This is a genomic window from Streptomyces sp. NPDC050619 (genome assembly GCF_040654815.1).
Lineage (GTDB): Bacteria > Actinomycetota > Actinomycetes > Streptomycetales > Streptomycetaceae > Streptomyces.
This window is the reverse complement of sequence record NZ_JBFAIR010000012.1, coordinates 38694-65363: the sequence shown is the minus strand read 5'-3', so window position 1 is coordinate 65363 and position 26670 is coordinate 38694. Positions and strand designations below refer to the sequence as shown.

General features: G+C 73.9%; 2 protein-coding genes. Both read right to left on the bottom strand.

Annotated features, from left to right (window positions below):
- Nucleotides 1-45 precede the first annotated feature (45 nt).
- On the bottom strand, nucleotides 46-3726 hold the full coding sequence (fabD, locus tag AB0I77_RS20875; protein WP_363284114.1) for an ACP S-malonyltransferase: 3681 nt from the start codon (nucleotides 3724-3726) through the stop codon (nucleotides 46-48).
- Nucleotides 3723-26663: an amino acid adenylation domain-containing protein gene (locus AB0I77_RS20870; RefSeq protein WP_363284113.1), complete on the bottom strand. Its 22941-nt coding sequence runs from the start codon at nucleotides 26661-26663 to the stop codon at nucleotides 3723-3725. Before AB0I77_RS20870 ends, fabD begins: the two co-directional genes overlap by 4 nt.
- Nucleotides 26664-26670: the final 7 nt, after the last annotated feature.

Below are 26670 nucleotides of genomic sequence, written 5' to 3'. Positions count from 1 at the left end.
ATTGGGCCGGGGCGTCGACGTGTGCGTTACGGCAACGGGTGTGCGTTATGGCAACGGGGAGGTGGCCGGTTCTTGGACTGGCCCCCTCCCGGTCTCCTCCAGCTGGCCTGCCGCCCTGAACGACGACCAGCGGTCCTCGATGAGCCGGGCGGTGTCGGACAGCAGCCGGTCGGCCAGCAGGTCCACGTTCCGCGCCTGCCACGGTTCCAGGCTGGTTCCCTTGACCCACTGGTTGAAGGCGCCCATGGCCGGGCCGCAGTGCACCAGGTAGTCCACGCGCCGATCGGGGACGCCGGCGCGGGCCAGCTCGAATCCGTCGTCGAGGTAGGTCCGGAAGGCGAGGGCGAGTTTGCGCTTGGCGTTCACCTTGCCCCCGTCGGTCGCGGCCGGGCGGTCCGTGGCCAGGGCAGCACGCCACGCGTCGTCGAAGGGGCGCCGCAGATAGGTCTCCTCGATCTGCCGCCGCGCTCCGGCGTCGATGTCGGCGAACGAGTCGTGCAGACGCCACAACTGGTACAGCCGGTCGGCGCGAGCCGGGAGGAAGACTCCGCGCTTGACCGCCCTGGCCCGCACACCGAGTTCGAACATCTCGCTCCACGGCGTCGGCTCGGTGTCCGGTACGTCGAGACGCTGGAGCATGTCCTTGACCTCGTCGCTGGTCGCCGCCTCCACGGTGCACTGGTTCACCGAGCCGGTGACCAGGAACTCCGCCCCGAGGACGAGGGCGGCCGCCGCGGCCTCGGGCGTGCCGATGCCGCCCGCCGCGCCCACGTGCACCCGCGGCGACCGTGCGGCCAGGGTGTCGCGGAGCCGCAGCACGGCCGGCAGCAGCGTGGCCAGGTCGGCCGCGGCGGTGTGCCATCCGCCGTCGGCCTCGACGCACAGGTCGTCCGCCATCGGCAGTCCGGCCGCCCGCGCCGCCTCCTGCGCGCTCACCTCGCCCCGCTCGACGAGGCCGCGCACCACGTCCTCGGGGGCGGGACGCAAGAACGCCTCGGCGGTGTCCGTCCGGGAGACCTTGGCGATGATCCGTCCGCCCCGCAGGCGGTACTTGACCAGGGCCGGCGTGATCCGCAGGAAGCCGGAGGCCTCGACGGTGGCGACGCCCAGTCGCAGCAGCAGATCGACCAACGCCTGTTCCTGCTCGGGAGAGGCGTGCCGGTGCAGCAGATTCACCCCGAACGGCCCCCCGGGGCCGAGCGCGGCCTCGATACCGCGGATCCCGGCCTCCACCTCCGCGAGCGGCAGGCCACCGGTGCCGAAGAAGCCCATCGCGCCGACCTTGGCGAGCCGCACCACGAGCGCCTCGGACGAGATGCCGCCGTACATCCCACCCGCCAGATAGGCCAGCCGCAGACCGTAGCGGGCCCGGAAACCCTCCGCGCCCAGATCCTCGGCCGCGGGCGCACGCCCCGCCACGGGAACCGGTGCGGCCGGGGCAGGGGGGAGAGGGTCCGGAACGGCCGGGGGCGGGACCGCAGGGGTCGACACGGCCGGGGCCGGGTCCGCAGGAGCAGGGACCGCAGGGGTCGACATGGCCGGAGCCGGAACCGCAGGAGCAGGGACCGCAGGGGCAGGGACCGCAGGGGCCGACACGGCCGGAGCCCGAACCTCCGAAGCCGACACGGCCGGAGCCGGAACCACAGGGGCAGGGACCGCAGGGGCCGACACGGCCGGAGCCCGAACCTCCGAAGCCGACACGGCCGGAGCCGGAACCTCCGAAGCCGGGGCCGCCGCAACGGCAGTCGGCTGCTCGGCGAGTATCGGCTGCTCGGCGCGGTACGGCGCCGGCTGGACCGGGGCCGGCTCTGCGGCGGACCGGGGTCGTGGGTCGGTCTCGGTCGGTGGGAGGGGGGTCGAGGTCTCGCGGATCGTCCGGACCGTCTTGGTCAGTACCTGGCCGGGCCCCAGCTCATCGAACTCGAAGTCACCCTGCGCCATGAGCCGACGGACGGTGTCCACCCAGCGCACCTGGCCGACGATCTGGCCGGCCAGCGTCTCGCGCACCTGGTCCGCCCGGTACGGGCGGGCGTCCACGTTCGCGATCACCGGGATCCGTGGCGGCCGGAACTCCGTGGCGTCCAGCAGCTCCTGGAACTCCTCGGCCGCGTCGCGCATGTAGCGGGAGTGGAACGGGGCGCTCACGTTGAGCACCACCACCCGGGCGCCCCGCTCTTGGAACACCGTACGGGCGCGGTCGATGTCCGCTGCGGAACCGGCCAGCACGATCTGCTCCGGGGCGTTGTGGTTGGCGATGTCCAGGGCGGTCAGACCGGCGTCCACGAGCACCGACTCCACCGTTTCGAGGCCCAGGCCCAGCACCGCGGCCATGCCCCCGTCGACGGCCCGGCCCATGAGCGCGCCACGCCGTTGGACCAGACGCAGCCCGGTGGTGAAGTCGAAGACACCCGCGGCGAAGAGCGCCACGTACTCGCCGAGACTGTGCCCGACGAGCCAGTCCGCCGGGCGCGGATCCTCGCGGGCGCGCCGTTCGTACGCCAGCGCCTCCACCACGTACAGCGCGGGCTGGGTGAACTCGGTGCGCCGCAGGCGGCCTTCGGGATTGTCCAGGCACAGCTCGCGGATGGAGTAGCCGAGGATCTCGTCCGCCTGGGCGACCAGCTCGGGAAACTCGTCGAAGAGGTCCGCCCCCATGCCCTTGGCCTGGGAGCCCTGCCCGGGAAAGCCGAACACCTTCATCTTGCTACCGCCTTTCGCGTGGGGTACCGCGGGGGCCGGTGCGGGTCGGCGGCCGACGATGCCCGCGCGGTCCCGTATCCGGGTCAGCTGCTGGGTGTCCCGGGTGAACGGAGTGAGCAGTGCCAGCGACTCCGAGGACGAGTCGGGGCCGGCGGCGAGGTTGGCGCGGACGAAGTTGTGCAGCGTGCCCGACGGCCCGGCGTCGACGTAGAGGAACGAGCCGTGCGACTCCAGCGCCCTGACCGTCGCGGCGAACTCGATCGGCTCCCGGGCCACTCGCCACAAGTGCTCGACGGTGACCTCCGCCACCGGCCCGGCCGTGGCGCTGGAGACCAGCGGGATGCGGGGCGGACGCAGCTCCGCGTCCGCCCACAGCGCGTCGAAGGCCGGTCGGGACGGGTCAAGGAGCCGGGAGTGGAAACCACGCGCGACCGGCACTCGCTGGTATGCGATCTCCCGGGCCGTGAGCAGTGTCTCGGCGCGTTCCAGGGCGTCCAGCGGCCCGGCCACCACGAAGTGGGCGTCGTAGTTGCGGGCCGCCAGCTCCAGGTCCCTGTGCAGGTCCGGTTCGCGGTGGTACAGGGCGGGCTCGGCGAGTACGGCGAGCATGCCGCCCGGAGCGCCGTCGCCCGCCGAGCGGGCCATCCCGACGAGTCGGCGCAGGCACTCGCCCGCATCCAGTACGCCGGACAGTACCGCCGCCGTGTATTCGCCGAGGCTGACGCCCAGCAGCAGGTCGGGGGTGACACCCTGCGAGATCAGCGTCTCGGCGAGTGCCAGCTCCACCATCACGATCGCCGGATGGGTGACGACGGTGTCGGTGAACGGCTCCGAGACCGGGCGGTCCGGATCGTACAGACGGGCGATGACGGAGCCGCCCAGCTCGGGCTCGACGAGCGCGTCCAGGCGGCGCATCGCTTCCCGGAACACCGGCTCACTGTCGTAGAGTTCGCGGCCCATCTGGTACTGCTGCGAGCCTTGGCCGGAGAACATGAAGACGGTCCGTCGACCGGTCCGCGTGGTCATCGGTCCTCGCTCCCGGTGAGGTGGCCGGCCAGTCTGTCGATCGTCGTGTGGCTGTACAGGACGGTGGCGTCCAGGGGGACGCCCAGTGCGTCACCGACCTCGGAGACGAAGGACAGCCCGCTGATGGCGTCCACCCCCAGGTCGGCGAAAGCCGCGTCCCCCGGTATCCGGTCGGGTGTGACCCGCAGGGTCCTGGCGAGCCGTTCGATCAGGAGTTCCTTGACCGAGGCGACAGGGGCGTCCGCGGCGGTCGTTGGCCGCGCGCCGGGGTGCCAGTGGCGCTCGCGTACGAACGGATAGGTGGGAAGTGGTACTCGGCGCGGCCGGGCGGCCGTCCACAGGCGCTGCCAGTCGAGTGCGCCGCCCGCCGACCAGTGGTCGGCCAGCTCCGGCAGCCGACGCTGTGCGATCCACTGCTCGACGGTCTCCGGGGCGGCCGGCGAAGCACCGAAGTCCCAGGGTGCCGCGGCCGTGCCCGGCGCCGCCGCCCCGGCGACGTACTTCTCGAGAGCGGTTCGCAGTTCGGTGATGTCCGCCACCACGAAGGCCACCCGGCTCGCCATGGCGACACGTCCGGTCTGGAGGGTGTGGGCCAGTTCTGGGAGCGACACCGGTTCCGTGCCGCCTACGACGCCGCCCTCGCCTTCCTCACCGCCCTCGCCGGTGAGGAAGGCGAGCAGCCGCTCGGCCAGGGCCCGCAGCCGGTCGTCGTCGCGCGCCGAGAGCGGGACGATCTGCGGCCCGTGGGGCGGGTGTTCGTGGCGTCCGGTGGCCGCCGGTACGTACTCCTCCAGCACGATGTGGGCGTTGGATCCGGTGGCGCCGTAGGAGCTGACCCCGGCCCGCCGCGGTCCCCCGGCCGCGGGTTCGGGCCACGGCTCCGCGCGGTGTTGCAGGTGGAACGGCGTGTTCTCCAGGTCGAGCAGCGGGTTGACGGTTTCGGAGTGCAGGGAGGGCACGAGGGTGCGGTGGTGGAGCTGGAGCACGGCCTTTGTCAGGCCGGCCACACCGCCGGCCGACTCCGCGTGGCCGATGTTGGACTTCACCGATCCCAGGGCGCAGAAGCCGTTGTCGTCGGTGTGCCGGCGGAAGGCCCGCACCAGGCCCTGGACCTCGATCGGATCGCCGAGTCGGGTGCCCGTTCCGTGTCCCTCGACACAGCCGATCGTGCGCGCGTCGACTCCGGCCCTCTCCAGCGCCTCGGAGATGACCGCTGCCTGGGCCACCGGGCTCGGCACGGTGACGCCACTGCCGGTACCGACGTGGCTGACGGCGGTGGACCGGATGACGGCGTAGACGTGGTCGCCGTCCTGCTCGGCCCGGTGCAGCGGCTTGAGCACCACGGCGCCGACGCCCTCTGCCGAGACCCATCCGTCGCCACCGGCGCCGAACGACCGGCTGCGCCCGGTGGCGGAGTGCATGTCCACCGCGCCGTAGGTCTGGTACTTCGCGGGGTGCAGCGACAGGTTCACACCGCCGGCGACGGCCACCTCGCTCTCCCCTCGGGCGAGGCTTTCCACCGCGAGGTGCACGGTGGTCAGCGAGGAGGAGCAGAGCGTGTCCACCGCCATGCTCGGGCCGTGGAAGTCGCAGAAGAACGAGACCCGGTTGGCGATCATTCCCTGGTTGAGGCTCACCGGCAGCACTCGGCCGTCCACCGGTTCCGCCTTCGCGCCGATCAGGGAGTAGTCCTTGTGCATGACCCCGGCGAAGACCCCGACGGGGCGGCGCCGTTCGGGCCCTCGGGGCGCGACCAGCGTGGCCGGGGTGTAGCCGGCGTTCTCGATCGCCTCCCAGCAGGTTTCCAGGAAGAGCCGTTCCTGCGGGTCGGTGATCTCCGCTTCGGGCCGGGACACACGGAAGAACTCGGAGTCGAAGCGGTCGGCGTCGGCGACGAAGCCGCCCCACCGGGACAGCGGCCGGTCCGTCCCACCGGACGGGTTCGGCCACTGCCAGCGGTCGGCGGGGACCTCGGTGACCGCGTCACGGCCGTGGCGGAGGTTCTGCCAGTACGCGCCGAGGTCGTCGGCTCCCGGGTACCGGCCGGCCATGCCGATCACGGCGACCGGGACGAGCTCCGGGGTGGGCTCCGGGGTGGGCCGCGCGGGTGCGGTCGCCACGGCGTCGGGGACGGTCGCCGTGGCTGCGGCCGGTGCCGGGGCGGCGAGCGTGCGGCGGGCCAGGGCGGGGCGCTGAAGCGCCGGGCGTCCGGTGGCCGGGCCGGTCCAACCCTCCACCACGGCATGGGTGTTGGTGCCGCCGTCCGCGAAGGAGCTCACCGCCGCGACGAGCGGCGCGTCGGGCCAGGGGGTCAGCTCGCGGGCGAAGGTGAAGGGTGTGGCCGACAGGTCGAAGTGGTCCAGCGGCTCCTGCCCGGACAGGAAGGGCACCAGCTGCCGGTCGCGCAGCATCAGGACGACCTTGATGAATCCGGCGATGCCCTCCGCGCACTGCGGGTGGCCGATGTTCGGCTTCACGGAGCCGAGGCTGCACGGGGCCTTGGACGCGGCCCGGTAGACGGTCTGGATCGCCTTGAGTTCGGTGAGGTCGTGCACCGCGGAGCCGGCCGCGTTGGCCTCGATGTGGGTCACCTCGTCGGCGCGCTTGCCGCTGCGCGCAAGGGCCTTGGCCATCACCGCCCGCTGCGCGGCGGGGTTGGGCGAGGCGGGACCGGCGGTGCGGCCGTCGTTGTTGACCGCGATGCCCTTGAGCACCGCCTGGACCCGGTCGCCGTCGGCGAGGGCGCGGGCCAGCGGCTTGAGCACGACGACCCCGGCGCCCTCGGCCAGGACGGTGCCCCGGGCCCGCCGGTCGAAGACGTGGAACGCGGGCTCCGGGCTGAGCAGACCGCGCTGGTCGAACAGCCGGTGGCCCGCGTCGTCGGCGAGCAGGGTCACTCCGCCGACCACCGCGGCCTCCACGTCACCGTCGCGCAGCGCCTGGGCGGCGGAGTGCATGGCGACCAGCGCCGAGGAGCACGCGGTGTCCACGACCACACTGGGACCACGCAGGTCGAAGAAGCGGGAGACATTGCCGGCGAGGTAGTTCTGGCCGACGACCACGATCGGGTTCCGGGTCCGGCTCAGCGTCGCGTCGTCGGGGAGATGACGGCTGCGGGCGCCGATGTAGACGCCGACGTCGCGGCCCTTGAGGTCGGTCGGCCCGTACCCGGCGTCGCCGAGGGCGAACAAGGTCTCCTCCAGCAGCACCAGCGCCTGTGGGTCCATCGCCGCGGCGTCCTCGTCGGACAGCAGGAAGAAGCCCGGGTCGAAGCCGTCCCGGTCGATCAGCCCGGCGACCAGGCCGTCGCCGCGGCCCCAGCGGTGCGCGGGGACGGGGCCGATGGCGGAGCGCCCTTCACCGAGCAGCCGCCAATACGCGCCAAGGTCCGGCGCACCGGGGAATCGCCCGGACATCCCGATCACGGCGATGTCGTCCGGTCCTGCGGCGCCCTGGGGGGCGTACACCGGAACGTCGGCGGGCTCCGCGCCGGACGCGGGTACCCGGGCGGACGCGGACACGTGGCCGGACGCGGCCAACCGGGCGGACACGGGTTCCGACCCGGCCACGGACTGCGGCGCGGGCACGGACTGCGGCGTGGGCACGGGGTCGGGCGCGGGCACGGAGTCAGGCGCGGGCACGGGGTCGGGCACGGGGTCGGGCACGGGCACGGGGTCCCGGGCTGGCCCAGAGTCCGGCGCGGACACGGCGTCCGGCGCGGACACGGGGGCCGGCGCGGACACGGAGTCAGGCGCGGGCCCGGAGTCAGGCGCTGGGACGACGTCCGGCGCTGGACCAGAGGCCGGCGCGGACACGGGGTCCGGCGCTAGCCCAGCGTCAGGCGCTGGCCCAGAGTCCGGGGCGGACACGGACTGCGGCGCGGACACGGAAGCCGACCCGGCCACGGACCGCGCCCCCGCCACGAACTCCGACGCCACGGGCCCCAGCGCGGACACCGGTCCCGGCGCAGGCAGGGACTGCGGCGCGAACACGGGATCAGGCGCTGGCCCGGAGTCAGGCGCTGGGACGAGGTCCGGCGCGGACACGGACCCCGACCCGGCCACAAACTCCGACGCCACGGGCCCCAGCCCGGACACAGGTCCCGGCACAGACACGGACCCCGGCGCGGACACGGAGGCCGGCGCCGGCCCGGAGCCAGGCGCTGGGACGACGTCCGGCGCGGACACGGGCCCCGACCCGCTCACCGACTCCGCCGTGGCCGTGGACTCCTCGGCGCCGCCGGTACCGAAAGCCGCGGCGAACTCCGCCGGATACGTGTCCGCCAGCCAGCCCACGAAGGACTCCACCGTGGAGTGCTCGATGAACGCGGAGGGGTCCGGTTCGATCCCCAGCCGGGTACCGACCTCGCGCAGTAGCTGGACCATCATGATCGAGTCGGCTCCGAAGTCGTCGATCGGTACGTCGACGGCGAGCCTTGCCGGGTCGAAGTGCAGCTGCTCGGCGATCAGGCCGAGCAGCCACTTGGCGGCGGTCTCGGCGATCTCCCCCACGGGCCGCTGGCCGGTCGGCTCGGACCGCGGGGCGGGCGCGGCTTCCGGGACGTCGACACGAATACGCCGCCGCATCAGCAACTCTGGACGCCAGGCGCCGGCGTCGCGGATCACCGCGGGCAGGACCGCGGGCCCCGCACCGTGCGTCAGCAGGTGGTCGAGCAGGGCAGTCCCCTCGGACTCGGACAGGCTGCCGAGGCCGGTGCGCACATAGCCGGGGCCGGGTTCCGCGTCGCCCATGCCGACACCGCTCCAGGACGGCCACTGGACGCTCAGCAGAGGCAGGCCGTGCGGCCGGGCCGCGGCGAGGTAGTCGGCGTAGGCGTTCGCCATGGCGTAGTCGCTCTGGCCCACGGCCGCGCTCGGCACCGCGGCGGCGACCGAGGAACAGAGCACGAAGAACCTCAGCGAGTGGCCCGCGAAGCAGTTCACCAGCGCATCGAGGCCGGCGACCTTGGGATCCACCACGGCCCGGACGGAGGCGGCCGGCTTGCCCACGAAGGCGAGGTTGTCGCGATCGGCGAACCCGGCGCAGTGGATGACGCCGCGGACCGGTCCCAGGTCCCGCTCGGCCTCGCTCACCGCACGGGTCAGGTCGTCGGAGGCGGAGCCGTCGAGTGGGAGCGACAGCACGCGCACCCGTGCGCCGGCCTGCTCCAGGCCGATCAGGGCCTCGAGCCGCCGACCGAGCGGATCATCGCCGACGCGGGCCTCCCAGTCCGCCCGGTCCGGCAGCCGCGTCCGGCCGGTGAGCACGAGCCGGCGCACCCCCCAGTGCCGCACCGCGTGCCGGGCGAAGGCAAGCCCCAGGCCGCCGGTGCCACCGGTGATCCACAGCGTCCCGTCCTCGGGGAAGGGGAGCACGCCGTCACGCCCGGCTCCCGCGGGGGTCTCCCGCAGCACCGCCCGGTGGCGCTGTCCGGCGCGGTGGCGGACCTCGGGGTCCTCACCGGTGTCCGCGAGTTCGGCGGCTATCTGCCGTACCACCGTCAGGTCGTCGACCAGCGGGTCCACGTCCACATGCCGCGAGCGCACTTTGGCGTACTCGCTCTGCAGCATCCGGTACAGGCCCGCCCGGGCCGCGCCGGCGAGGTTGACCGCGTGCCCGTCGAGGTGCGGGGTTTCCAGTCCCCGGGTGACGCCGAGCAGCACCACCGGCTCGGCTGCCGAGGCCTGGGCCACGAACTGCTGAACCCAGGGCAGCCAGTCCGCCGGATCGTCGTACGTACGGTGGGAGCCAGGGTCGGCGGGCGCGCACCCGGTCAGGTCGACGCACGCCCCAAATCGCCCGGGAGTGGGGCCGCCTGACAGGTCGGCGGGTTCCAGGACCTGCGCTTCCGGCAGCTCACGGGCGAGCCGGTCGGCCAGCGCCCGGGTGTCCGCGGTGGCCAGGACGGCGACCGGACGCGGCAGCGGGCCGCCGAGGCCCGGGGCGGCCGGCTCCCAGCCCTTGGTGAGCAGCCGAGTGCCGTGCGGCGCGGGGGCGAGCGGTGCCGGTTCCGGCAGGCCGGCTGCGGCGAGCGGCGCACTGCCGGCACCGGGGGCCGTCCGGCCCTGTACGGCGCGGCCGGCCGTCTCACCGGCACGGGCCGACGGAACCGGGGCGGCCGTGTCGTCGAGGGCGCCGGGGTGATGCTCGTCCAGGTACCCGGCCAGGTCGCGGATGGTCGTGTACTCGAACAGGAGCGTGGGCGGCAGGCTTCGGCCGAGGACTCGCTCCAGACTGGAGACCAGTTCCAGGACACTGACCGAGTCGATGCCCAACTCGTAGTAGCCGATGTCGGGGTTCAGTTCCTGAGGGGCGCGGCCCAGTCCGTCCGACATCAGGTGGCGCAGCCGGTCCTGGGTGGGCGTCAGCGGCCCACCGTCCGACCCCGGCCCCGACCCCGACCCGTCGACTGTCCGTTGTGCCTGGCCGGGCCGGCCCGTCAGCGTGCCGGAGCGGATCAGCTTGCTCGACAGGCCGCGCACTTCGGCCAGAACGCGCCCGTCGCCGTCCAGGAACTCGACCGTCAGCCTGGCCAGTTCGTCCCGCACGCTGAGCGACGACCGGCGGACGCGGGCCGTGCACGGGCCGGTCAGTGGCGCCGCCGCCCGGAAGGACTCCACGTACATCGGCAGGTAGAAGGCCCCGTCGCCCCCATCGTCTTCCTCGCCCCGTCCGCCGCCGGGCAGCAGCGCACCGGCCGCCACCGCGCCGCCGAGCAGCAGCCCGGGATGGAACAGGTGGCCGCTGGTCCCGGCGCCGTGCGGCGGGGTGAGTTCGGCGATCAGTTCCTCGGTGTCCTGCCACACCCGGCCGGCGGCCCGTGCCGCTCCGGTGTAGACCTGCCCGAGGCGGCCGTCGCGGTCGTACACCGCGTCCAGGTCCTCTGGTACGGCGGACGGCGTGGGGGTGGCGGGGCGCTGCGGACCGGCGAACCGGACCGGGCCGGTCAGCACCATCTCGGCCGTGGCACAGGGCGACCCGTCCGGCTCGGCGCGGTCCACGATCCGCACCGCCCACCGGTCCCGGCCGACGGGCCGGCCGTCCAGCGCGATCCGGACGGGCGCCTCAGGCGTGACCACCAGCGGGCGCAACACCGTCAGATCCCGCAACTCCAGCTCGTCGTACGGCAGTCCCTGCCTGCGGAACACCTGGTGGACGAGGTCGATGTAGGCCACGGCGGGCAGCATCAACCGACCTGCGACCTGGTGACCGGCGATGACCGGGGTGTCGGCGGAGAGGGTGATCTCCTCGTACACGGTCGTCTCCCGGGTCACGTCGGCCTCCCCGCCCGAGGGCTCGGGCCGAGCAGGAACCGGAGGGGCCTGGTCCTGGACGGCGTGAGGGGCAGCGTCCTCAGGTGCGGCAAGGGGGTCCGTGGCACGTTCCTCGGGCGCCTGGAACCAGCACCTGTCGCGCGCGAACGGGTAGCCCGGCAGCTCGGCCCGCGCCGGCGGCGGCCCGTCGTACAGCCTCCGCCAGTCCACGGCTGCCCCGGTGACCCAGGCGGCGGCCAGCGTCTCCGGGGTGGCCGCCCGGTCCGCCGCGGGGTCCGCCGTCCCGTCCGCCGCAGGCCGCGCACCGCGCCGTACGGTCCCGGTCCACACGCCCGGCGTGCCGTCCCGGCCGGCCAGGTATGCGTCGAGCCGGGCCTGCAGCTCGGCGAGGTCGCCGAAGACCACGGCCAGCCGGTGGGTCATCGGCTCCCGCCCGGTCTGGAGGGTGTGGGCCAGCGCCGCCGGATCGGTGTCCGCGCCGTCGGTCCGCAGGAAGTCCGCCATGCGTTCGGCGTAGGCGTCGAGCCGTGAGCGGTCCCTGGCCGAGAGGGTGAACACGAACGGCGCGCGGGCCTCGGGCGTCGGGTGGGATCGGGGCGGCACGTACTCCTCCAGCAGGACATGGGCGTTGGAGCCGCCCGCGCCGAACGCACTGACCGCCGCGGTGCGCGGCAGCGGCCGGCCTGCCGCGTCGGTGCGCGGGGACCACTCGGCGAGCTCGCGCTGTACGCGCAGGGGCGCCGCGTCGAAGTCGATGTTCGGGTTGAGCTGCTCGGCGTGCAGCGACGGGACCAGCAGTCCGTGCCGGAACTGAAGCAGCACCTTGGTGACGGCCGCCATGCCGGCCGCCGACTCGGCGTGCCCGATGTTCGACTTCACCGACCCGATCGGGATCTTCCGGCTGCCCAGATCGTGGCCGCGGAAGGCCCGCAGCAGGCCGGTGACCTCCACCGGGTCGCCGAGTGCGGTGCCGGTGCCGTGCGCCTCGATGTAGTCCAGGTCGCCCGGTGTCCAGCCCGCACGGGCCAGGGCGTCGGCGACCAGGGTGCCCTGGGCCTTGGCGTTCGGCACGCTGAAGCCCTTGCCCGCGCCGCCGTGGTTGACGGCGGATCCCTTGACGACGGCGAGAATGCGGTCGCCGTCCGCCTCCGCGGCGGCGCGGCGCTTCAGCAGCACCGCGCCGGATCCCTCGGCGGGCACATAGCCGTCCCCGCCCTCTCCGAAGCTGCGGCAGCTCCCGTCGGTGGACAGGAACCCGCCCCTGCTGAGCTGGAGGTACTTCAGCGGATGGCTGGAGATGTTCACCCCGCCGGCCACGGCCGTATCGCAGTCGCCGCCCCGGATGGCCTGGCAGGCCAGGTGGATGGCGAACAGAGAGGACGAGCACATGGTGTCCAGGCCGACGCTCGGCCCGTCGAAGTCGAAGAAGTACGACACCCGGTTGGCGACGGAGGCGTACGAGGAGGAGGTCGCAGCCCGCTCACCGCGCAGCGTCTCCTCGACGCCGTAGAGCTGGTAGTGGCCGTACATCATGCCGACGAACACACCGGTACGGCTGCCCGCCATGCCCGCACGGGTGACACCGGCGTTCTCCATCAGGTGCCAGACCGTCTCCAGGAAGATCCGCTCCTGCGGGTCGATGTGCTCGGCCTCCAGCTGCGACATACGGAAGAACATCGGGTCGAACCGGTCCACGTCCCGCAGGAAACCGCCCCACTTGGAGTACGACCTGCCGGGGACGTCCGGGTCGGGGTCGAAGTAGCGCGAGTGATCCCAGCGGTCCTTGGGGATCTCCTCGACGCAGTCCCGGCCCTCACGCAGATTGCGCCAGAACTCCCGCAGGTCGTCGGCCTGTGGGTAGCGACCGCTCACACCGATGATCACGATGTCGTCGTCCTGGCCGGCCGGTGCCGGGTCCGGCGTGCCGGGCACGGCGACGGTGACGGCGGAACGGGAGACAGCGGCGGGCACGGTCCTGGCGGGCACGGCGGCCGGGTCGGACTCGTCCATGGGAGCGGGCGCGGCGGCGTACGGGGCGGACGGCCCGGTCACGGGGTCTTTCGGCGCGTCATCGGCCGACGGGGCCTGTTCCGTGGCGCCCAGCACCTGCGGCAGCCGCCCGGCGTCTTCGGCATGTTCGGCCAGGAAATAGCCGGCGAGTTCGGCCACCGTGAAGTACTCGAAGAACAGCGTCTTCGACAGCGCTCCGAAGTGCCCCTCCAGCCTCCGGGTCACGCTCAGCACCAGCAACGAGTCCATGCCGTAACGGTCGAACTGCTCGTCCGCGTCGATGTCCTCGACCGGCATCTTCAGCTCCTCGGCGAGGAGTTCGCGCAGGAACCGCTCGGTTCCCGCGCGCAGGCCGGGCCCCTCCGTCGAGGCCCGGACGGGCACGCCCGTGTCACCGCGCGGCGTGATGTGCTCGGCGGCCAGGGCCCGCTCGATCACGGCGGCGTCGCCCGTGGCGAGCAGCAGCCGGGGCGCGCGGCCGGCGAGCGCCCGCTCCAGCCCGTCCAGTGCGAGGTCCGCGGGCAGCGGGCTGAAACCGAGTTCGCGCCGCATGGCCTGCTGGGCGGCGGCGTCCATGGTCATCCCGCCGTCCCGCCACAGCGGCCAGTTCACGGAGAGGCTGTGCCCGAAACGGGTCCCGGACCGGCGGCGCTGCTCGCGCCGCAGCGCGAAACGGTCCAGGAAGGCGTTGGCGAAGGCGTAGTCGGACTGCCCGACGCTGCCCAGGGCCGCCGCCGTCGAGGAGAAGGCCGCGAAGTACTCCAGCGGCTCGTCACGGGTCTCCTCGTCCAGCCACAGCGCGCCCAGCACCTTGGGAACGAGCACGGCCTCGGCCTCGGCGCGGGTCTTCCGCAGGACGAAGCCGTCCCGCAGCGCGCCGGCGGCGTGCAGCACGCCCGCGATCCGTCCGAACCGTTCACGTGCGGTGCGTACCAGCGCCGCCACGTCCTCCCGCCGGGTCATGTCGGCGCGTACGTGCATGATGCGCGCGCCGCCCTCCGTCAGCCGGGCGATCCGGGCCCGGGCCGCGGGCGACGGCTCCGACCTGGAGGTGAGCACGATGCCGACCTCTCCGGCGGCCCCCGCGCCGCGCGCCGCGAGTCGCTCGGCGAGGTACAGCCCGATGCCGCCGGTGCCGCCGGTCACCAGGTGCGCGCCGGCCGCCGCGAACGGCGAGGGGAACGCCGCCTCGGGCAGGGCGGCGGTCCGCCAGGCGCCGACCAGCCGCCGCTCCCCGTCTGTCCGGACCTCCGTCGGAGCCTCGGCGGTGCTCAGTTCGGCCGACACGAGCGCGGGCAGGTCGGCCCGGGGCGCGTGGGCGACGGCGGTCATCCGCAGGCCCGGGTACTCGGCGCGTACCGAGCGGGCCAGGCCGCTGACCGCCGCGTGCGCGGGCTCGGCGGCCTGCCCCTCGGAGCCTTCAAAGCCCTCGGGGCCGTCGGGGCCGTCGGGGCCGTCGGAGCCGTCGGAGCCGTCGGGGTGGAGGTAGAGGTAGCGGGCCTGGCCGCCGCGCCGGCTTATCCAGGCGCGGCAGAAGGCGAGCGCCGTGTGGAACCCGCTGTCGAGCGTCTGCCGGGGGTTCAGGCCCCGGGTGGCCAGGTGGACGATGCCGATCGGGCCGTCACCATGCCCCACCAGGTCGGTCACGAGCCGTTCCGGGCGGAACTCGGCGGCCAGGTCCACGGGGACGATCCGGGCGCCGGTGCGTCCGGCCAGGGCGTCGCCGAGTTCGCGGCCGGTGCCGTCGCCCGTGCCGTCGAGCAGCACCAGGGTGGTGGGCGGCGGCGTGCTGTGGACCGAGACGGCCGGGCTGTCCCGCCAGTACGGTTCGAAGCAGAGCAGCGGCTCGGCGCCGGAGGGCGTCGTCGGCCCGGGCAGCGCGCGGAGGGTGAACCGCTCGATGCGGGCCAGCACCGTGCCGTCCTCGTCCGCCAGCAGGATGTCGAAGACCCGCAGGCCGGCCGAGGAGCCGTCGTCCGTCCGCCGGGCGTAGGCGTGACAGGCGTCGGGAAGGCGGCCGGCGGTCAACTCCACCGCACCCACGAAGTAGGGCAGGTAGGCGGGCCGGTTCGAGTCGCTCTCGCCGGAGGGGATACTGCCGGCCGTCTGGAGCGCGGCGTCCATCAGTGCGGGGTGGAAGCGGTATGCACCGGCCCCTTCGCGCAGGTGCGGCGGTATCACCAGCCGGGCCAGTGCCTCCCCGGTGCCCGTCGCCAGCCGCTCCACGGCCTGGAAGGACGGCCCGTAGCTGAAGCCGGTCTCCTCGACGCGGCGGTAGTAGTCCTCACCCGTCATGTGCTGCGGGCAGCGTTCCCGGACGGCGGCCAGGTCCAACTTCCTTGCCGGCTCGGTCCGGTCTGCCGTACGCGCGACCAGTGCGCCGCTCGCGTGCGGCCGTACGCCGCCGTCGGTGAGAATCTCGAAGCCGGTGCGTTCGGGCCGCGCCGGATCCCGGCTGAGCCGGATCCGCAAGCTGACGGGGGATTCGGCGCCGACCTGGACCGGGGAGGCCCAGGACACCTCCTCGACCCAATTCACCGGCGTGCCGTCGCTCCGCGACAGTTCGTCCGCCGCACGCGCCATCTCCAGCAGGACCACACCGGGCAGGATCGGCGTCCCGCCGGCCACATGGTCACGCAGATAGAACTCCTGGCCGGTGAGCCGCTTGGCGAACTCCTCTGCCCCGGCGGCGGGTATGGCGTCGTCCAGCAGCGGGTGCCGTCCGGCACCGCCTGCCGGGGCGGCGTCGGCCGAGGTGTCGCCGGTGACCCAGTGCCGGGTGCGCTCGAACGGGTAGGTGGGCACCCGCACCCGACGCGGTGGCCGGGCAGCGTCCTGGTGCAGCGCACGCCAGTCGATCTCCTCCCCCGCGACCCACAGGTCCGCCAAGGTGTCGAGGTCGTGCTCGGCCAGCAAGGCGGCCACGTACCGCTGCCAGGCCACACCGCGGGGCCGTGCGCCGCGCCGGACGGCGCCGGCCCGGCCGTGGAAGACACCGGGCGCCTGGTCCGTGCCATCCGCGATGAACGCGTCCAGCAGGCCGAGCGCCTGCCGACGGTCCTCGGCGACGATCGCCAGCCGTTCCGGCATCGGGTCGCGGGCCACCTGGAGGGTGTAGGCGACGTCCGCCAGGCCGGCAGGACCGGCGACGTCCGCCAGGCCGGCAGGACCAGCAACGTCCGCCAGGCCGGCAGGACCGGCGACGTCCGCCGGGCCCGCATGGTCCGCTGCCTCCGCCTCGCCGCCCTGCCGCCGCAGCAGGGCCGCCAGACGCTCCGCGTAGGCGGTCAGGGCCGCCCGGCTGCGCGCCGACAGCACCAGCAACACCGGCCGCTCGGGCCGCTGTCCGCCCTCGGCGGCCGACCGTACGACGTCCGTGGCGGGCGCCTCCTCCAGCACCAGATGCGCTCCGGCACCTCCGAACCCGAAGGAGCTGAGGCCGGCCCGCCGGGGCAGCGTCCGTCCCCGGCCGTCACGGCTGTGCTGCCACGGGACGGCCTCGGTGACGATGTGGAAGGGGCCGCCGTCCAGGTCGAGGTAGCGGTTCCGCTCGACGACGTGGAGGCTGGCCGGGATGGTGCGGTGCCGCATGGCGAGCACCACCTTGAACAGGCCTGCCATGCCCGCCGCGGCCTCCAGGTGGCCCACGTTGCTCTTCACCGAGCCGAGACCGCAGGTCGGGCCGTCCGGCAGCGGCCTGCCGGACTCCTCGTACAGCCGGGTGAAGGCGGTCCGCAGTCCGGTGACCTCGATCGGGTCGCCCAGCGCCGTGCCCGTGCCGTGCGCCTCTACATAGCCGACGGTGACCGGGTCGGTGCCCGCGAGGCGGTGCGCCCGGACGATGACGTCGGCCTGCGCGTCGGGGCTGGGGGCGGTCAGCGAGTTGGTACGGCCGCCGTGATTCACCGCGGAGCCCCGGATCACCGCGTGCACCGGGTCGCCGTCGCGCCCGGCCGCCGCGAGGTCTTTCAGGACCACCGCGCCGACGCCCTCGCCGCGTACGTATCCGTTGGCGCGGCTGTCGAACGCCTTGCACCGGCCGTCCTCGCTGAGCATCTCGCTCTTGCTGAGGGCGACGTACAGCGACGGGTCGAGGATGAGGCTCACCCCGCCCGCGATCGCCAGGTCGCACGAGCCGTCGCGGAGCGCCGACACCGCCTGGTCGATCGCGGTCAGGGAACTGGAGCAGGCGGTGTCCACGGCGACGCTGGGCCCGCGCAGATCGAGGAGGTAGGACACCCGGTTGGGGATCACGGAGAGCGCGGCGCCGGTGATGGTGTGGGCGTCGGTGCCGAGCCCCGCGGCGCGCTGCACCTCCAGGTAATCGGAGTTGGTGACGCCGAGGAAGACCCCGACCCGGCGGCCGGCGAGTTCGGACGGCCGCAGACCGGCGTCCTCCAGCGCCGTCCAGACCACTTCCAGTACCAGTCGTTGCTGCGGGTCCATCAGCTGCGCCTCGCGCGGGGAGATCCCGAAGAACGCGGCGTCGAAGCGGTCCACGTCCGGCACGAAACCGCCCCAGCGGGAACGGGAGTGCTCGCCCTCGCGCGGATCACCGGCCGCTTCCCGCCAGTCCCAGCGGTCGGCCGGGATCTCCTCGATCAGATCGTGCCCGTCGGCCAGGTGCCGCCAGAAGGCCTCCAGGTCCGGCGACCGCGGGAGCCGGCCTGCCATACCGATGACGGCCACCCCGCGGTCGGCGGCCGGGTGCTCGGCCGCGCCGGACCCGGCCGCGGACCGGGCGATGTCGGCGGACTCGGCGGAGGGGGGCGTGACAGCGGCGGACGTGACCGGGCCGGTCACCGGGGCGGCGGACAGACCGGGCGCGGTCCGGGCGTTGCGTCCGCCGTAGCGGCCCCGCAGCGCCGGGTGGGCGTGCAGCAGGTGCTCCGCCATGGCGGTCACGGTGGGGTGCTGGTAGAAGGCGGTCGGGAAGACCTCGATGCCGAGAACCTTGCCGATCCGGGTACTCAGGGCGGTGAAGCCGACTGAGTTCAGGCCCAGTTCGCCGAGTGGCCGGTGCCGGGGGACCCGGTCCTGAGCCACCTCGGCGACCTCGGCCACGAGCCGGGCCAGCTCGTCCTCGAGCCGGTCCGCGGTGTCCTCCTCGATCGCGGCATCCGCGACGGCCGCGACGGCCTGCGGCCGGGATCCGGACCAGTCCGCCGGCGCCCCGGACCGGTCCGCCTGCGCGTCGCCGAACTCGGTCCGCAGCTCGTCCAGCGGCGCCGAACCGAGCCGCTTGCGGTCGGTCTTCCCGTTCAGCGTCCGCGGGAACTCCTTCAGCGGCACCAGGACATCGGGAACCATGTACTCCGGCAACCAGTCACGCAGCGGCCCGGGATCGACCGGTCCGGCGTGCGGCCCCTCCTGCACGGTGTAGAAGCCGCGCAGCATCACACCGGTGCCCCCGGCCGAGGCGGCGGGCACCACCACGGCCTCGACGACCCCGGCGAGCCTGCGCATCGCGGCCTCGACCTCACCGGGTTCGACCCGGTAACCCCGCACCTTCACCTGGGCGTCGGCGCGCCCCAGGTACTCCAACGTGCCTTCGGGCAGCGCCCGTACGAGATCCCCCGTGCGGTACAGACAGGGCGACAGGGAAGGGGCGAACGGGTTGGGCACGAACCGGTCGGCGGTCAGCTCCGGACGCCCCACATAGCCGGTCGCCAGCCCGTCGCCTCCGATGTGCAGCTCTCCCGGCACGCCGGGCGGCACCAGCTGGCCGCGCTCGTCGAGCACCAGCAGCTGGGTGTTGGCGACGGCCCGGCCCAGGTTCACCCGCTCACCGGCGCGCAGCCGGGCGACGGCGGACCAGATGGTGGTCTCGGTCGGCCCGTAGAGGTTCCACGCCGCGCGGGTGCGGGCCGCCAGCACGTCCGCGGTGTCCTGGTCGAGGGCCTCTCCCCCGCACAACGCGGTCAGCGCCGGATCGCCCTGCCAGCCGGCGGCGAGCAGCATCTTCCACGTGCTCGGCGTGGCCTGCATGACGGTGGCGCCGCACTCCTGAAGGTGACGGCGCAGCTTCAGACCGTCCTTGGCGACCTCGGCGGGTGCGATCTCCACCCGGCCGCCCGCCACCAGGGGCAGATACAGCTCCAGGGCCGCGATGTCGAAGCAGACGGTGGTCAGCGCCAGCAGCGTGTCCTCGGGCCCGAAGCCCGGTTCCTCCCGCATCGAGGACAGGAAGTTGACCAGTGCGCGGTGGGGCACCGCGACGCCCTTCGGGCGGCCGGTGGAACCGGAGGTGTAGATGACGTACGCGGTGTCCTGCGGACCCGGTCGACCGGCGGTACCAACGTCATAAGCAGTGGCCCCGTCGGCGAGCCGGTCCATCCGGAGCCTCGGGACGGCGATGGTGCCGAGTGCGGTCTCGGCCGTGCCGGTGGTGACGATGAGGTGCAGCCCCGCGTCCTCTGCCATGTAGGTGAGCCGGTCCACGGGGAAGGTCGGATCCAGCGGCACGTAGCAGCCGCCCGCCTTGAGCACGGCGAGCAGGGCGACGGGCAGCTGGGAGCGCTCCACGAGGACACCGACGGCACGGCCGGGCTGCACGCCGCGTGCCCGCAGGTGCCCGGCGAGCCGGTCCACGCGCTCGATCAGCTCGCCGTAGCTCAGCGACTCGGCGCCGCTGGTGACGGCGATCGCCTCGGGGCGGCGGGCGGCCTGCTCCTCGACCAGCTCGGTCAGGGTCCGCTCGTGCGGGTAGTCGCGACGGGCACGTTGCCACAGCCCCTCGAGCCGCTGCCGCTCCTCGCCGGTGAGCAGGGACAGCAGGCCGACGGGCCGGGCCGGTTCGGCCAGCGCGGACCGCAGCAGTTCGAGGAGGTGGTCGCCGAGCCGGCGCACGGTGTCCTCGTCGAAGAGGTCGGGGTCGTACTTCAGGGTGAACGAGCAGTCGGCCGGCCCTTCGACGACGTCCAGGGTCAGGTCGAACTCGCCCTCCTGGTGCACCCCGTCGAACACTCCGCGCACCGGGTCCCGGTCCCCCTTCTCCACCCAGTTCTGGAAGTAGAAGGCCACCCGGAAGAGGTCCGCGGTGTCGGTGCGGCCCGCCTGGCGCATCGCCTCGGTGAGGGAGATCAGCGGGAGGTGGGCGTGCTCCAGCGCCTCCAGCACGGTGCGGTGCACCTGCCCGGCCAGCGCGCCGAAGTCCTGGTCCGGGTCGACGTCGGCCTGAAGAACGACCATGTTCATGAAGTAGCCGAGTGTGTCGTCGAACCGGGCGGCGGGGCGGCCGGCGGCCGGTGTCCCGATCCGGATGCCGCGCTGGTGGGTGTAGCGGTGCAGCAGGGTGAAGAACGCGGACAGCAGCACCGCGAACAGCGAGGTGCGCCGCTCGGCGGCGAACTCCCTTGCCGTGCGGACCAGTTCGGCGTCGAGGCGGCCTTCGACGGCGGCCCCGCGGTGGCCGGGCAGCGCCGGGCGCGGCCGGTCGTACGGCAGTGCCGGCGGCTCCACACCGCCCTCCAGGCGCCGCAGCCAGTAGTCGCGCAGCCGCTCGCCCTCGGGCCCGGCGAGCATGTCCCGCTGCCAGGCGGTGAAGTCGGCGAAGGTGGCCGTGGCCGGCGACGCGGCGGGCGGGCGCCCGGCCCTGGCGTCCTGGTAGGCGGAGGTCAGCTCGCGCAGGAAGGCGGCGATGGAGACCCCGTCGAAGACGATGTGGTGGAAGGCGAGAAGCAGCACCTGACCGCCGTCGGCCGGCGTGAACAGCGTGACCCTCAGCAGCGGGCCGTGCTCCAGGTCGAAGGGGCGCCGCGCCTCCTCCCTGATCCGCTCTCGAACTGCCGCCTCGTCCGAGACGGCCAGGAAACGCTGCTGGAAGTGCAGCTCCTGCCAGGCGGCCACGGTGCGCACCGGGCCGTCGTCGGTGGTGCGGATCGTGGAGCGCAGGCTGTCCTGCCGGTCGACGATGCTCTGCAGAGCCCGCCGAAGCGCGCCGATGTCCACTGCCGGGTCGAGCCTGAGGGCGAGCGGCAGGTTGTAGGCGTACGTGCCCGGAGTCATGCGTTCGATGACCCACAGCGCGCGCTGGCCCTCCGACAGCGGGTGGTCGGTCGGCGGCTCGTCCCGGGCGGGCACCGGAGTGTGCACGACGGGTGCCGGGAGGTGCGAGGGGGCGGCGGGCGCGATGACCTCAGGCTGGGAGGCGGGCGCGTGGGCCTCCGGCTGGGAGGCGGGCGGGCCGAACGTGCCGCTGTCCGCGTAGTGCTGCGCGAGCTCGCGCAGCGTCGGGTGATCGTAGAAGTCGCCGAGGGGTACCGTCACGCCGAGCTCGTCGGCGATCCCCGAGACGATCTTCATACCGGTGAGCGAGTCGAATCCGTAGGACGCGAGCGGCCGGTCCGGGTCCACGTCCTCGTCGAGCTTCAGGCACCGCGCCACGATGGTCCCGAGCCGGTGCCGCAGTTCCTCGGAGGGTGCGGGACCCACCGGGGCCGCCTGACCGGCCGGAGCCGCAGCGGTGTCCACGGCAGCTGCCTGCGGCACAGCGGAGGGATGCCCGGTACTGCCGGGCGCCACGGGCCGCAGCCCGTCGCTCTCCGAGACGATCACGTGCTGGCCGCGCGGGCGGCCGTCCGGGCCGTTGCCTCCGGTCACCACCACGTCACCGAAGCCCTGTTCCCGCAGCAGCAGCCGCCAGGTCGCCGGGGCGGCCAGCGGGGAGTCCGGCAGACGCAGTTCCTCGTCGTCGAAGAGCCACCAGCCGTCCAGCAGCCCGCCCACGACCGTGGTCGAGTCCAGTACCTCGGTGAGCTCGTTGAGCACCAGCCAGCCGTTCGGCCGCAGCAACTCCTTGGCCTTGCCGAGGGTGGCGCGCAGGTCGCGGGTGGCGTGCACGACGTTGGTGGCGAGGACCATGTCGTACGTGCCCGGGGCGAAGCCCTGCTCCTTGAGCCCGCGTTCCAGGTCCAGGACGCGGAAGTCGAGGAAGTCGGGGGTGCCGTACTCGGCGCGGAAGCGGGCCTCGGCGTGCTCGAGGAAGATCGGCGAGATGTCGGTGAACCAGTAGGAGACCCGGTCGGCGTACCGTGCCAGCACCGGCAGCACCGTCTCCGTGGTGGCCCCGGTGCCGGCCCCGAACTCGACCACGCGCAGCCGCTCGCCGGGGGCCAACTGCCCGATGCGGTGCTCCAGGTAGGCGCCCGCCGCGTCGCGGACCAGCTGGTTGAAGGAGTCGGTGAGCGGGTTGGCCTTGTAGAAGTCCTCCACCAACGCCATCGAGGAGCCGGGGAACATGATCTCGGTGGCCCGTATCTCCCCGCGCAGGATCTGCGGGTAGGACTGGAGGAAGAGCCGGGTCAGGGTCACCGTGGACGCCAGGTCGGGGTGGTCCGCGGCGATCCGGTCGAACTCCGGCTCCAGCGCGCCAAGCCCGTACGGCCGCGCCGCATTGTCGTCGGTCAGCAGACGCACCCGGCCGCCGTCGAACTCCACGTACCCGGCGTCCCGCAGGATGTTCAGCAACGCCTCGTAGAGCCGCCGGTACTTGGGCAGGATGCCGAGCCGCTCCGGCAGCTCCCGCCGGTCGTGGCTGTCGCCCGGGTTCACCAGAGCGCCCATCCGCTGGAACACGCCGAGCACCGCGGGACGGCAGACCTCGGTGAGCGCCTGATACCCGGAGATCACGCTGTCGACGCCCGGGGCGTCCCCGGTGCGCGGCCGCAGCAGCTGGGAGGAGGCCGTCCGCAGAGTGGGCGCGCCGTCGGCGGAAGCCAGCTCGGCGGGCGGCGCGGAGGCGGCGCCCAGTGCTGCCAGGGCGACGCCGCTCGCGCTGATCGGCAGCACTTGCGGTAGCCGGTTGCCCAGGACCCGGCTGATGGCGGACAGCCCGTCGGCGACGGAGAGTTCGCCGACGCCGAGGTCCCGGAAGATCTCCCGCAGGCCGGGCCGGGCACCGGAGCCGACCGGGCCCCAGTATCCCCAGTCGATGACGCGGACCGGGTAGGGGCGCCGGTGACCGAGGTGCAGCGCGTAGGCGTCCTGGAGGGCGCCGGCGCAGCTGTACGTGCCGTTGCCCGCGGTCCCGGCGAGGGCGCCCACGGAGGAGAAGAACACCAGGAAGTCGAGCGGCTCGGCGCCGAAGACCTGGTCGATGGCCACGCTGCCGTCGGCCTTCACCGAGAGCGCGGCGCGGAAGGCCCGCTCGTCGAGCGCGGCCAGCGGCCCCGGCTCGAAGGTCATGGCCGCGTGGACGACTCCGTGGATCGAGCCGAAGCGTGCTTTCACCTCCGCGGCTGCCCGCCGCAGGTCCGCGGCGTCGCGGCAGTCGGCACGCAGGTGAAGCACCTCGCCGCCGAGGCCGCGGGCCCGGTCGGCGCAGGCACGCTGCTCGTCACCGAGCGGGCCGCGGCTGATCCACACCACCTTCGCCCGGTACCGCTCGGCGAGATGCAGAGTCAGCTCCCGGCCGATGCCTCCGGTGCCGCCGACGATCACGTACACGCCGTGTTCCCGGTACGGCGGCCGCTGCGGCTGGGGCAGAGCGACCGGCTGGAGTGCCGGCGCGTAGCGCACCCCGTGCCGCAACAGCACGGTACGGCCGGTGGAGTCGCAGGGCTCGTCCAGTACGGCCTCCAGCAGGCCTTCCCCCGCGGCCGCTCCCTCGGCCGTCTCCCGCTGGGAGAAGTCGAGACATACCGCCCTGATCTCCGGGCGTTCCTTGGGCAGGACCCGAGCCAGGCCGTGCAGCCCGGCGGCGAAGGGGTTGGCGACGGGATCACCGAAGGCCGCCGCGGCGTCGCTCGTCACGATCTTCAGGTGGACCCGGCGCCCGTCGCCGGCGTCGGTCAGATGCCTGGCCACCCGGAACAGGGCCAGCACTCCGCGCCTGCCGCTGTCCTCCAGTTCACCGGGCTCACCGGCCGCGCCCGGCCCGTACGGACGGATGCCGCCGAGGTGGTAGACGCGGTCCACCACACCGGCCTCGGCCAGCGCCCGGGCCAGGTCGTCCTGGTCGAGATCGATCAGCCGCGTGTCGTCGTCGCGGTGGTGCCGGGCGATGCCCTCGGCCAGCGGGGCGGCGTCGCGCGAGCTAAGGATCAGCACCCGCTCGGCCCCCGCGCCGCCCGCGCCGCCCGCGCCGGAAGCCGACACCGGCCGCTGCTCGGGCACCCAGGCCGGGCGGTAACAGACCATGGCGGACGGTTCCACGGCCGCGGCCCCGACGGGATGCGCCCCGGCATCGGGCAGGCCGGCGACAGGCGGAACGAGGGGCTCCCGCCGGGCGAGGCCGTGCCCGGCCTGGTCCGGGCGGCCCGCGACAGACGAGTGCGCGGCGGAGGACGCGGCGGGCGCCGGGCCCACGGCAGACGGATGCGGGGCCGCCTGCCCAGCGAAAGACGCGGCGGACACCGACCCCACCCCAGACGAATCCGGCACCACCTGCCCAGCGAAAGACGCAGCAGGCACCGACCCCACCCCAGACGAATCCGGCACCACCTGCCCAGCGGAGGGCGCGGTGGGCCCGGGCAGCGGCGGCAGCCAGTACGACTTGCGGGCGAAGGGATACGTGGGCAGACCCACGCGGCGTACGGCGCCTTCGGGGCGCAGCCGGGCCCAGTCCACCTCGGCGCCCCGGGTCCAGCACTCGGCCACCGTGCGCAGGTCGGCCTCGCGCAGGGCCCGTGCCAGTCGGTCCTTGTCCTGCTCGGAGCCCCGGTGCACCGGGGCCGCGCCGGTGGCCACCGCCGCGGCCGGAGCGCCGGAGGCGAACGCGCGCAGCAGATCACGGGCCTCGTCCAGATCGGCGGCGGGGAAAGCCAGCCTCGCCTCCATTTCCTCCCGCCCGCTCTGGAGGGTGTGGGCGAGGTCGGCGAGGGAGATCCGTTCCGGCCCCTCCCCTGTCCTTTCCCCCGCCCGCGCCTCGTCCGCCGCCCTGTCCGCAAGGAGCGGGGCGACCTCTCGAACGGTCGTGCTTCCGGTGAGCGAGACCCCGCCGGGTCGCGCGCCGAACTCCGCGTCGAGTTTCTTCGCCAGGAGGGCCAGTTCCGCCGCGCCGCAGCCGTATTCGCCCAGCGGCGTGGCCGGGTCGAGGTCGTCGGCACGGACCTCGAGCACCTCGGCGGCCAGCCGCAGGCACGCGGCCTCGACTCGGCCGATCCGCTCCGCGTCGCGGCGCGGGGAGTGCGTACCCCTGGCGGGGCGCTCCAGGAAAGCGGCGAGCCGTCCGGCGGACTCACGCAGCCGTTCCTCGTCGCGCGCCGACAGCACCACCAGCTGCGGACCGGCCGCCGCCGGGGCCGTCGGCCGTGCCGCCGCGGCGTCCGCCCGGTACTCCTCCACGATCAGGTGGGCGTTGGCCCCGCCGCCCCCGAACGAGCTGATCGCGCCCCGGCGCGGCAGTTCCACGCGCTGCCCGTCGGCGTGGACCACGGTCGGCCGCGGCCAGGGCACCGGCTCCTGCGGGATGAAGAAGGGGGTGCCGGTGAGGTCGATGTCCGGGTTCGGCTCGGCGGAGTGCAGGGAGGGCGCGACGGTCCCGTACCGGAGCTGCATCAGCATCTTGGTGAGGCCCGCTATACCGGCGGCGGACTCCAGGTGACCGATGTTGGACTTCAGCGAGCCGACCGCGCAGCGCTCCACTCCCTGGGCCAGTTCGTCGTCGATCCGCTCGCGGAACGCCTCGCGCAGGCCGGAGATCTCGATCGGGTCGCCCAGCGGCGTGCCGGTGCCGTGGGCCTCGACGCAGCCGATGGTGCGCGGGTCGATGCCGGCCCCGCGCAGGCTCGCCCTGATCACCTCGGCCTGCGCCTGAGGGCTGGGGACCGTGTAACCGCCGGTCTTGCCGCCGGAGTTCATGGCGGACGCCCGGATGACGCCGTATATCCGGTCGCCGTCGGCGATCGCCCGCCGCAGCGGCTTCAGCAGCACGGCGCCGACGCCCTCTCCGTCCACGAACCCGTCGGCGCCCTTGCCGAAGGCGCGGCAGCGGTCCCCGGGCGACGTCATGCCGTTGTCGGACAGGGTGCGCAGGTGCGACTCGTGGAGGATCAGGTTCACGCCTCCGGCGACCGCCACCGAGCAGCCCCCGGTCCGCAGGCTCTCGCAGGCCAGGTGCACGGCGGTGAGGGAGGCCGAGCACGCCGTGTTGACGGTGAGGCTGGGGCCGCGGAAGTCCAGCACGTACGAGACCCGGTTGGCGATGGACCAGTGGTTCGAGCGGGCCGCGTTGGCCACTCCGAGGGCCGCGGCCTGACCGCCCATCCATTCGTAGTCGCTGTTCATCACCCCGGCGAACACTCCCACCGGATTGTTCTCCCGGGCGAGGCGGCGCGGCGGGTAGCCGGCGTCCTCCAGGGTCGCCCACACGGTCTCCAGGAAGATCCGTTCCTGCGGGTCCATGTTCTCGGCCTCGACAGGCGCGATGCCGAAGAACAACGGGTCGAAGGCGTCGGGATCGTCGATCAGCCCGGCCCACCAGCGGCGGCCGTCCGGCAGGCCGTCGCCGGAAGCCCGCGCCCGCGGCCCGCACGCGGGCGGGAACTCCTGGATGCAGTTCTCCCCGCCGTGGATCCGCGTCCACAGCTCCTCGGGGCTCCCGGCCCGTGGGTATCGGCCGGCCAGGCCGATGACGGCGATGCCCTCCACGGTCTCCGGCTTCGCCTGCGCACCCCGCAGCAGCCGCAGCAGTGCCTTGCGCTTGTCGTCCATCTCCGAA

Coding starts and splice junctions, on each gene's coding strand:
- fabD (WP_363284114.1), bottom strand. CDS start 3,726: ATGACCACGCGGACCGGTCGACGGACCGTCTTCATGTTCTCCGGCCAA.
- AB0I77_RS20870 (WP_363284113.1), bottom strand. CDS start 26,663: ATGGACGACAAGCGCAAGGCACTGCTGCGGCTGCTGCGGGGTGCGCAG.